This window comes from Comamonas sp. GCA5 (assembly GCF_036541385.1).
Classification (GTDB): Bacteria; Pseudomonadota; Gammaproteobacteria; order Burkholderiales; family Burkholderiaceae_C; genus Comamonas; species Comamonas aquatica.
Genome location: NZ_JAZHFR010000104.1, coordinates 1 through 9,531, shown reverse-complemented (window position 1 = coordinate 9,531; position 9,531 = coordinate 1). Strand labels below are relative to the sequence as shown.

The window sequence follows — 9,531 nt, the reverse complement described above, 5'->3', positions numbered from 1 at the left end:
GGCGGCTGGGCACGGCGGCGCCGGCCAGGCCGGTCAGGCCGCCCTGGGGCACCACGGGCACGCGGTGCTGGTGGCACAGGCGCAGGGTGGCGCTGACGTCTTCGGTGCTGCGGGGGCGGACCAGGGCCAGCGGAGCGACGGGGGGCGTGCCGCTCCAGTCGGTGTGGTAGCGCGCGGGCACGGCATCGCCGGACAAGACCGCTTCGGCACCCAGGGTTTGGCGCAAGGCCTGCAGAAATTCTTGGGGGGACATGACTCAACCTTTCACAGCCCGCATTGTGCGGCGGCCAGCCATCCAGCGCCGGCAGCACCCGCCATCGCCAACCGGCAAGGCGGCGCTTGCATCATTCCTTGCGCACATATGGTGATGCACCAAATGCATAGATTTACCGCATTCATGGATGGCATTTTTATGACGGCTCCCTAGAATGGCCGCCTGCTGCTGCAAAAAGCAGCAACCGGACCGTCAGAAAACGGTTGTGCCAGCCTCCGCCACGGGGCCTGGCATAACCGCTTTTAAACATCCTGGAGACTTCTGATGAACGCCCCCGCCCCCCAAGCCCTGCAAGTGCAGGCCCCGGCCTATGTGAAGAACCCCAAGCTGATCGCCTGGGTCAGCGAAATGGTGGCCCTGTGCAAGCCCGCCAAGGTGCACTGGTGCGATGGCTCGCAGGCCGAGTACGACGCCCTGTGCGAGCAACTGGTTCAGGCGGGCACCTTCAAGAAGCTCAACCCCGCCAAGCGCCCCGGCAGCTACCTGGCTTGGTCCGACCCATCGGACGTGGCGCGCGTGGAAGACCGCACCTACATCTGTTCTGAAAAGAAGGAAGACGCCGGCCCGACCAACAACTGGATGGCCCCGGCCGAGATGCGTGCCACGCTGAACCCGCTGTTTGACGGTTGCATGGCCGGCCGCACCATGTACGTGGTGCCCTTCTCCATGGGCCCCCTGGGCTCGCCCATCGCCCACATCGGCATCGAGCTGTCCGACAGCGCCTATGTGGCCGTGAACATGAAGATCATGACCCGCATGGGCCAGGCCGTGTACGACGTGATCGGCACCGATGGCGAGTTCGTGCCCTGCGTGCACACCGTGGGCGCCCCGCTGAAGGACGGCGAGAAGGACAGCACCAGCTGGCCCTGCAACCCCACGACCAAGTACATCGTGCACTACCCCGAAACGCGCGAAATCTGGTCCTACGGCTCGGGCTACGGCGGCAACGCCCTGCTGGGCAAGAAGTGCTTTGCGCTGCGCATCGCCTCCACCATGGGCCGCGACCAGGGCTGGCTGGCCGAGCACATGCTGATCCTGGGCGTGACCAACCCCGAAGGCCAGAAGTACCACGTGGCCGCGGCCTTCCCCTCGGCCTGCGGCAAGACCAACTTCTCCATGCTGGTGCCCCCCGCCGGCTTCGCCGGCTGGAAGGTCACCACGATTGGTGACGACATCGCCTGGATCAAGCCCCAGGCCGACGGCAGCCTGCGCGCCATCAACCCCGAGGCGGGCTACTTCGGCGTGGCCCCCGGCACCAACCTGCTGACCAACCCCAACTGCATGCGCAGCCTGGACAAGAACGTCATCTTCACCAACGTGGCGCTGACCGACGACGGCGACGTGTGGTGGGAAGGCCTGGAAAAGGACCAGGGCAAGCTGCCCGACCACCTGATCGACTGGAAGGGCCAGGACTGGACCCCCGCCATCGCCAAGGAAACCGGCGCCAAGGCCGCCCACCCCAACGCCCGCTTCACCGTGGCCGCGACCAACAACCCCGCGCTGGACGAAGCCTGGGATGACCCCAAGGGCGTGAAGATCGACGCCATCATCTTCGGTGGCCGCCGCTCCACCACCGTGCCCCTGGTGACCGAAGCCCGCAACTGGACCGAAGGCGTCTACATGGCTGCCACCATGGGTTCGGAAACCACCGCCGCCGCCTTTGGCGCCCAGGGCGTGGTACGCCGCGACCCCTTCGCCATGCTGCCGTTCGCCGGCTACAACATGAGCGACTACTTCGCCCACTGGCTGAAGCTGGGCGCCCAGATCGAAGCGCAAGGCGCCGCCCTGCCCAAGATCTTCACCACCAACTGGTTCCGCAAGGACGCCGACGGCAAGTTCGTCTGGCCCGGCTACGGTGAAAACATGCGCGTGCTGAAGTGGATGATCGACCGCATCGAAGGCCAGGCCCAGGGCCAGGACACCGCCTTCGGCGTGGCGCCCCAGTACGGCGAGATCAACTGGACCGGCCTGAACTTCAGCGCTGAGCAGTTCGCCACCGTCACCGGCATCGACAAGGCCGCCTGGAACGAAGAGCTGAAGCTGCACACCGCCCACTTCGAACAGCTGGCCCAGGGCCTGCCCCAGGCCCTGCTGGACACCAAGGCGGCACTGGAAGCCCGCCTGTCCGCTTAAAAAGTGAGCTGCCAGCGCTGGTGTTTGAAGACGTTCAGACACCCAGCGCTACCAAAAGCAAAAGGAGCATGTGCTGCATGCTCCTTTTTTATATGGCCACAAAAAAGCCGCTGACGGCGCAGCGGCGGTTTTTGGAGGGTCGGACCCGCAAGGGCCGGGGCGCCTTAGCGCTGGCCGGCGGTCGCCGACATGGCGCGCGACAGGTCGGCCATCACGCGGGCATCCTGCAGGGCCATGTTCCACGTCAGCTCATCGGCGCGCACGGCACGGCGCGCGGCCTTCCAGGCCTTCCACTGCTGTGCAGCGATGGAGATCAGCCAAGGGAACAGGGCTTGGGGAGCCTGGCGGGGAGTGGGATGGGCGATGGTCGAGGTGGTCATGGTAGGGCCTAAAACGTGCGCCTGGGTGTGGGCTTGTGGTCCATCGGACAGTGCACAGCCGCAATACTAGGGTTACCCCTAAAACCCTTCAAATTTATATTTTGAATCATCATCATTCACTACAGTGATGATTAAATCTTCCGCCATGACGCCCCACGACTTTCGCCTGCTGGACCTGAACTTGCTGCGCGTGTTCGATGCCGTCATGGCCGAGGGCAGCCTGACGCGTGCGGCCGACAAGTTAGCACTCACACAACCTGCCGTCAGCAACGCCATGCGCCGCCTGCGCGACGCCCTGGGCGATGAGCTGCTGGTGCGCCGCGGCCACGGCGTGCAGCCCACGCCGCGCGCCCAGGCGCTGTGGCCCGTGGTGCGTGAGGCCCTGGACAACCTGCAGCACAGCCTGGCGCCGCAGCGCTTCGACCCGGCCAGCGCCACCACCACCCTGGTGCTGGCCATGGCCGATGCCACGGCCTCCACCCTGATCCCCAACCTGGTCGGCATCCTGGAGCGCGAGGCCCCGCAGCTGGCCATCCGCATCGTGCCGCTGACCACCCGCGACCCGCGCGGCCTGCTGGATGCCGAGACCGCCGACATGGCCGTGGGCTACTTCCCCGCCGTGCTGGCCGACCTGACCGCCCGCGCCCAGGCCGGCACCCTGGTGGCGCACGAGCACCGGCGCCTGTACGACGGCGAATACGTGGCCGTGATGCGCAAGGACCACCCCCTGGCCTGGATGCCGTTGACGCTGGAGCACTACTGCGCCGCCCGCCACCTGCTGGTCAGCTTTTCCGGCCGCGCCTACGGCTTCATCGACGAGGCCCTGGCCGCCCTGGGCCGCGAGCGGCAGATCGTGATGACCGTGAACCAGTACACCACGGCCGCCCGGGTGGTGGCCCAGTCCGACCTGGTGACCGTGCTGCCGCGCCACTTCGTACCCATCACCGGGCTGGCGGCGCAGTTGCAGGTGCACCCGCTGCCGCTGGAAGTGCCCGCCGTGCACGTCGACGCGCTGTGGCACAAGCGCGGCCCGCACCGCCCCGCCTACGACTGGCTGCTGCAGGCGCTGAACCGCGCCGCCCTCAAAGCCTTCAGCCCCTGAACGCCCTGCGCCGCGGCGATGCCGGACAATGGCGCCGAGCACCTTCCTGTCGCCATGAACCTGCAACTGCTGTCCGACCTCCACCTCGAAGTTCACCCCCACTTTCAGCCCACCCCGGCCGCCGATGCCCAGGTGCTGGTGCTGGCCGGCGACATCGGCTCCTACCAGGCCGGCAGCCTGCTGCAGGGCGAGTATTTCGGGCTGGAGCGCTTTTCGCCCCTGCCACAGTTCGCCGGCTGGCCCTGCCCGGTGGTGTTCGTGCCCGGCAACCACGAGTACGACGCCCAGGACTGGGATGCGGCCCACGACCGCCTGCGCCGCGTCTGCGATGCGCTGGGCCTCATCTGGCTGGAACGCGCCACCGCGGTGCTGGACGGCGTGCGCTTTGTCGGCACCACGCTGTGGACCGACTACGACGCCATCGCCCTGCTGGACGATCAGGTGCAGGCCGGCGACGTCGGCCGCCTGCTGAAGCTGCGCGAGAAGTCCTTCCGCGCTGCCAACTTCTACCTCAGCAAGACCGGCGGCACCCGCCACGGCCAGCCCTTTCTGGCCGAGCCCATGCGCGCCCAGGCGCTGGAATGCCAAGCCTGGCTGCGCAACGCGCTGCAGCAACCCTGCGACGGCCCCACCGTGGTCGTGACCCACTTCGCCCCCAGCCTGCGCAGCAGCGACCCGCGCTACGGCCTGGTGCCCGGCACGGCCGGCTTTTGCAATGCGCTGGACGCGCTGCTGCCCCAAGCCCAGCTGTGGCTGCACGGCCACCTGCATGCCCCCAGCGACTACACCGCCCAGGGCCACCATGCCGATGGCCGTCCCTGGCAGTGCCGCGTCGTGGCCAACCCGCTGGGCTATGCGCGCAAGGGCGAGCAGGTGCATTTCCAGCCCGGCCGCTGCATCCGCTTATGATTTCCGGGCTTTCCTGCTGCGACGCCCCAAAAACATGACGTAAGTCAAGACAACATCGGCGCCAGTCATTACGCTGTCCCTTGTCCTTTTGGAGATATTTGCCATGAAAATCCTGCTCGCTGTCGACGGAAGCCCCTTCACCAAGAAAATGCTGGCCTACCTGGCTGCGCACGAAGAGCTGATCACCGCAGGCCGCCATGAATACACCGCCCTGACCGTCCAGCCGTCCCTGCCTCCCCGCGCCCGCGCGGCCCTGAGCAAGGACATGGTGGATGAGTACTACGCGGAAGAATCGGCCAAAGTGCTGGACCCCGTCACCAAGTTCCTGGCGCAAAGCGGCATCACCGTGCACACCCGTGCCGAAATCGGCCCCGCCGGCACCACGATTGCCAAGATCGCCGAAGACGAGAAGTTCGACCTGATCATCATGGGCACCCACGGCCACGGCTCGCTGGGCAAGCTGGTGATGGGCTCGGTCTCCACCCAGGTGCTGGCCAACTGCTCGGTGCCGGTGATGCTGATCCGCTGATCCCGCACACTGCCAAAAGGGCTGCCGCTGGCAGCCCTTTTTTGTGGGTGGAATGTCCCGCCGGTGCGGTCTCAACCGGCCGCCTGCAGCGGCAGGCGCAGCACGAAGCTGGCGCCGGGGCGCCCGTCGCGGCGGTCCTCGCAACGCACGCTGCCACCATGGCGCTGCGCAATGCTGCGCACCAGGGACAAGCCCAGGCCCACGCCCCCCGAGCGCTCGCTGGCCCCAGGCAGGCGATAAAACTTTTCAAAGATGCGTTCGCGCTGCGCCGGCGGCACACCGGGGCCGATGTCCTCGACCCGGATCACGGCCATCGCCCCCTCGCGCGACAGCGTCAGGCTGACCTCGCCATGGCTGTAGCGGCGGGCATTCTCCAGCAGGTTGCGCAGGGCGCGGCGCACCAGCTTGGCAATCGCCGGCACCTCCAGTCCCTCGGTGGCCTCCACGTCCAGGTCGGCATCCACGCGCGCGCATTCCTCGGCGGCCAGCCCGATCAGGTCCAGCACCTCCATGGTGCCCACGTCCACCTCGGGCGACTCCAGCCGGCTGGCCAGCAGGATCTCGTCCACCAGCTGGTCCAGCTCGGCGATGTTGCGCTGGATCTCGGCCTTGGCCGCCGCCACCGAGGCGCAGTCGCCGCCCATCAGCTCCAGCCCCATGCGGATGCGCGCCAGCGGAGAGCGCAGCTCGTGCGAGGCATTCGCCAGCAGCGATTTGTGCGACTGCACCAGGGCCTCGATGCGGCCGGCCGCAGCGTTGAACTGGCGCGCCAGGTCGGCCACCTCGTCGCGCCCCTCGGTGGGCACGCGCACGCTCAGGTCGCCTTCGCCGAAACGCTGCACGCCGCGCTGCAGGTTTTCCAGCCGCTTGAGCAGGCGCCGGATGATGGGGAACACGCCCACCACCACCACCAGGCCGATCAGGCCCAGCAGCCACAGGAAGCCGAACGGTGGCCGCAGCCAGAAGGCCCAGTCCTGGCCGCCATGCCCTGGGGGCGGGCGGCCACCCCCGGCGCGTTCGCGCGGATTGCCGCCACCAGGCTGGGCCCGCGGGGCCATCTCCAGGTGGTAGGTCTGGCCGTCCGTGCCCTCGATGTTGAACACCACGCCGTCCGCGCCGGGGCGGCGGATGCGCTCGAACGGGCCCTGCAGCAGGATCTGCCCCTGCCCGTCCCGGATCACCAGTTCGCGCGCGTTGTTGGTCTGCTGGGCGTTGTTGCTGGCGTTGTATTCCTCCGCCACGCGCCAGGCCCAGCCGACCACCAGGGTCAGCACGGCCACGCCGCCCACCACCGCCAGCCAGATGCGCAGGTACAGCCGTTGGGAAAAGACCTTGAACATGCGCGCCTCAGTCCTGCTGCTTGGCGAAGACATAGCCCACGCCGCGCACCGTCAGGATGCGCTTGGGGGCCTTGGGGTCGGCCTCGATGGCCGCGCGGATGCGGCCCATGTGCACGTCGATGGAGCGGTCGAAGGCCTCCAGCTCGCGGCCGCGCACGGCCTCCATGATCTGGTCGCGCGTCAGCACGCGGCCGGCGCGCTCGGCCAGCGCCACCAGCAGGTCGAACTGGTAGCTGGTCAACTCCGCCGGCTGTCCGGCCACGGTCACGGTGCGGGCATCCCGGTCGATCTCCAGGCTGCCGAAACGCAGGGCCGGCGTGCTGCGCACCGCGCTGGCGGCGGGCGCATCGTCGCCACGGCGGCGCAGGATGGCGCGGATGCGCGCCAGCAGCTCGCGCGGCTCGAAGGGCTTGGGCAGGTAGTCGTCGGCGCCGATCTCCAGGCCGATCACGCGGTCCATGGGGTCGCCCTTGGCCGTCAGCATCAGCACCGGCACCTTGGCGGCAGGCCCCTGCATGGCGCGCAGGCGGCGGCAGACTTCCAGCCCGTCCATGTCGGGCAGCATCAGGTCCAGGATGACGAGGTCCGGCAGCGCCCCCGCACCCTGCAGCTGGGCCAGGCCGCTGGTGGCATCGGCACAGTGTTGCACCGACAGGCTGTTCTGGCCCAGATAGGCGCTGACCATGTCGGCCAGGCGCACATCGTCCTCGATCATCAACAGGTTGTGTGTGCTCATGCCCGCCAGTGTAGGGGGCCTGTTTGTCTGTCACGTAAAGCCCGGGTAAAGCGCAGGCCGCCCGGACGGCGCAGCGCAGCGGCCGGCCTGTGTGGGCCGAACCGCTAGCTCAAAGCCATAGCAGTCTGCGCAGGCGCATCAAGCGCTGGAGGTCGTTTTGATGCGCGACGCCAAGGCCACCAGCAGCAGCACCGGCAGGCCCAGGCAGGCCGTGCCGACGAAGAACGTCACATAGCCATGGACGTCGACAAACGCGCCCGAAAAGCCGGCCAGCCACTTGGGCGCCAGCATCATCATGGAGCTGAACAGCGCGTACTGCGTGGCCGAGTACTGCACGTTCGTCAGGCTGGACAGGTAAGCGATGAACGCCGCCGAGGCGATGCCGCCGGCGAGGTTGTCGGCGCTGACCACCAGGGTCAGGCCGGTCAGGTCGTGGCCGCGCGTGCTCAGCCAGGCGAACAGCAGGTTGCTGGCGGCCGACAGCACGGCCCCCAGCATCAGCACGCGCATCACGCCGATGCGCATGGAGATCACCCCGCCGATGAAGGCCCCCACCAGGGTCATGATGACGCCGAAGACCTTGCTGACCGTGGCCACCTCGCCCTCGCTGTAACCCATGTCGACGTAGAAGGGGTTGGCCATGATGCCCATCACCACGTCGCTGATGCGGTAGATGCCGATCAGCGCCAGGATCAGGATGGCCTGCCAGCCGTAGCGGCGCACGAAGTCAACAAACGGGGCCACCAGCGCCTCGCGCAGCCACTCGCCCAGGTTGCGCGCCGGGGTCTGCGCGCGGCCCGCTGGCTCCGGCGACAGCAGCACGGTGCACACGCCGACCAGCATGCTGGCGGCCATCACGCCATAGGCCAGCTGCCAGGCGCCATGCACATAGGTGGTGGTGCCCTGCAGGGCCGCCGCCACCAGCCACAGCGCCCCAGCGCCGGCCCAGATCATGGCCAGCCGGTAGCCCGTCTGGTAGGTGGCCGCCAGCGCGGCCTGGCGCTCGGCGTTGGCTGATTCGATGCGGAAGGCATCCAGCGCAATGTCCTGCGTGGCCGAACCGAAGGCCACGGCCAGGGCGCACCAGACCATGCGGTTCAGGTCCTGCTGCGGATCGGTGAAGGCCATGCCCAGCAAGCCGCCGATGATCAGGCCCTGCGCCAGCAGCAGCCAGCTGCGCCGGCGCCCCAGCCAGCCGTGCAGCACCGGCAGCGGCAGGCGGTCCACCAGCGGCGACCAGACCCACTTGAAGGCATAGGCCAGGCCGACCCAGCTCATGTAGCCGATGGTGGAACGGTCGATCCCGGCCTTGCGCAACCAAAATGAGAGCGTGCCCAGCACCAGCAGCAAGGGCAAACCGGCCGAAAAGCCCAAGGCCAGCATGCGCAGGCTGGCGGGTTCGGCATAGACCTTGAGGGTGTCCGCCCAGGAGCGGCGGGGCGAAGCGGAAGCGGGGGCAGCAGGGCGAGAAGCGTCGGGCATGGTGTGGGCAACAAGCGTTGTGCCATTATCACCAGCGCCACCCCCTTCGCCCGCCACCATGCCGCCGCCCTCACTGCCTGTTACCCTGGATTGCAGCCTGCGCCACTACGGCGGGGAGCATCCTGCGCACGCGCACGCCACGCATGCCCAGCTGCTGTACGCACTGTCGGGCCGCATGGAGCTGGAGGTGGACGGCCACAGCGCCTATGTCGACACGGTCACCGGCCTGTGGATCCCGGCCGGCACGCGCCACGCCTACCTGGCGCCGCCCGGGGCGCAGATGCTGGTGATGGACGTGGTGGCCCCGCCCTGCACGGCGCTGGACAAGCTGCGGCGCTTTCAGGTGCGCGCGCGGCCAGCTGCCCGCCCCAGGCCCTGGCCGCCACCGAGCGCCTACAGCTGCTGCTGGACGCCCCCACGCTGCTGCCGCGCCGTGGCGTGGACGTGCAGGCCCTGGAGACACACATCCGCCGCGCACTGCACACCCCCTGGCCCACGGCCCGCATGGCGGCGTGGTGCCACCTCAGCCCGCAGCGCTTCCACGCCCGCTGGCTGGAGTTGACCGGCCGCACGCCGCAGCCAATGGCTGCGCCAGCTGCGTCTGGACCAGGCCGAGCGCCTGCTGGCGCGCGGCCGCAGCCTGGAG

Annotated in this window: 10 protein-coding genes; 5 read left to right on the top strand and 5 right to left on the bottom strand. The window is 68.4% G+C overall.

Translation table 11 applies throughout. From position 1 onward, the window contains the following. A partial coding sequence (locus tag SJH88_RS17115; protein ID WP_274755181.1) for an FAD-binding oxidoreductase occupies positions 1-253 on the bottom strand: 253 nt, incomplete at its 3' end. A 285-nt stretch (positions 254-538) separates the two neighbouring features. On the opposite strand from SJH88_RS17115, the gene SJH88_RS17110 reads away from it, so the two are divergent. Further along, positions 539-2,407, top strand: a complete 1,869-nt coding sequence (locus tag SJH88_RS17110) for a phosphoenolpyruvate carboxykinase (GTP) (protein WP_043378271.1) — start codon at positions 539-541, stop codon at positions 2,405-2,407. Between the two features lie 164 nt (positions 2,408-2,571). Here the strand turns inward: SJH88_RS17110 and SJH88_RS17105 are convergent, their stop codons facing one another. Continuing rightward, positions 2,572-2,787 (bottom strand): hypothetical protein, encoded by a 216-nt coding sequence (locus SJH88_RS17105; RefSeq protein WP_043378273.1) that lies wholly within the window; start codon positions 2,785-2,787, stop codon positions 2,572-2,574. Positions 2,788-2,932: 145 nt separating this feature from the next. Between SJH88_RS17105 and SJH88_RS17100 the strand changes: the two genes are divergently transcribed. From SJH88_RS17100 to SJH88_RS17090, 3 genes are all read left to right on the top strand, one after another. Next, positions 2,933-3,889 (top strand): LysR family transcriptional regulator, encoded by a 957-nt coding sequence (locus SJH88_RS17100; protein ID WP_042411995.1) that lies wholly within the window; start codon positions 2,933-2,935, stop codon positions 3,887-3,889. 54 nt (positions 3,890-3,943) lie between these two features. After that, entirely contained in the window at positions 3,944-4,798 is an 855-nt protein-coding gene (locus tag SJH88_RS17095) for a metallophosphoesterase (RefSeq protein ID WP_274755180.1), read from the top strand. A 103-nt stretch (positions 4,799-4,901) separates the two neighbouring features. Next, positions 4,902-5,327 (top strand): universal stress protein, encoded by a 426-nt coding sequence (locus SJH88_RS17090; RefSeq protein ID WP_042412000.1) that lies wholly within the window; start codon positions 4,902-4,904, stop codon positions 5,325-5,327. A gap of 71 nt (positions 5,328-5,398) precedes the next feature. Here the strand turns inward: SJH88_RS17090 and SJH88_RS17085 are convergent, their stop codons facing one another. The 3 genes from SJH88_RS17085 to SJH88_RS17075 form a co-directional block, all read right to left on the bottom strand. Then, complete coding sequence (locus tag SJH88_RS17085) at positions 5,399-6,667, bottom strand: ATP-binding protein (protein ID WP_274755179.1); 1,269 nt, start codon at positions 6,665-6,667, stop codon at positions 5,399-5,401. Between the two features lie 7 nt (positions 6,668-6,674). Then, the gene (locus SJH88_RS17080; protein WP_043378282.1) at positions 6,675-7,403 is read right to left on the bottom strand and encodes a response regulator; all 729 of its coding nucleotides are present in this window, start codon (positions 7,401-7,403) and stop codon (positions 6,675-6,677) included. Positions 7,404-7,541: 138 nt separating this feature from the next. Continuing rightward, positions 7,542-8,885 carry an AmpG family muropeptide MFS transporter gene (locus tag SJH88_RS17075; RefSeq protein WP_274755178.1) on the bottom strand — a complete coding sequence of 448 codons (1,344 nt, stop codon included), beginning with the start codon at positions 8,883-8,885 and terminating at the stop codon, positions 7,542-7,544. Between the two features lie 58 nt (positions 8,886-8,943). Between SJH88_RS17075 and SJH88_RS17070 the strand changes: the two genes are divergently transcribed. Beyond that, complete coding sequence (locus tag SJH88_RS17070) at positions 8,944-9,447, top strand: cupin domain-containing protein (protein ID WP_274755177.1); 504 nt, start codon at positions 8,944-8,946, stop codon at positions 9,445-9,447. Positions 9,448-9,531 lie beyond the last annotated feature (84 nt).

Excerpts from the sequence above, each read along its gene's own strand:
- SJH88_RS17070 (WP_274755177.1), top strand. The coding sequence starts at position 8,944 with ATGCCGCCGCCCTCACTGCCTGTTACCCTGGATTGCAGCCTGCGCCAC.
- SJH88_RS17100 (WP_042411995.1), top strand. The coding sequence starts at position 2,933 with ATGACGCCCCACGACTTTCGCCTGCTGGACCTGAACTTGCTGCGCGTG.
- SJH88_RS17080 (WP_043378282.1), bottom strand. The coding sequence starts at position 7,403 with ATGAGCACACACAACCTGTTGATGATCGAGGACGATGTGCGCCTGGCC.
- SJH88_RS17085 (WP_274755179.1), bottom strand. The coding sequence starts at position 6,667 with ATGTTCAAGGTCTTTTCCCAACGGCTGTACCTGCGCATCTGGCTGGCG.
- SJH88_RS17095 (WP_274755180.1), top strand. The coding sequence starts at position 3,944 with ATGAACCTGCAACTGCTGTCCGACCTCCACCTCGAAGTTCACCCCCAC.
- SJH88_RS17110 (WP_043378271.1), top strand. The coding sequence starts at position 539 with ATGAACGCCCCCGCCCCCCAAGCCCTGCAAGTGCAGGCCCCGGCCTAT.
- SJH88_RS17075 (WP_274755178.1), bottom strand. The coding sequence starts at position 8,885 with ATGCCCGACGCTTCTCGCCCTGCTGCCCCCGCTTCCGCTTCGCCCCGC.
- SJH88_RS17090 (WP_042412000.1), top strand. The coding sequence starts at position 4,902 with ATGAAAATCCTGCTCGCTGTCGACGGAAGCCCCTTCACCAAGAAAATG.
- SJH88_RS17105 (WP_043378273.1), bottom strand. The coding sequence starts at position 2,787 with ATGACCACCTCGACCATCGCCCATCCCACTCCCCGCCAGGCTCCCCAA.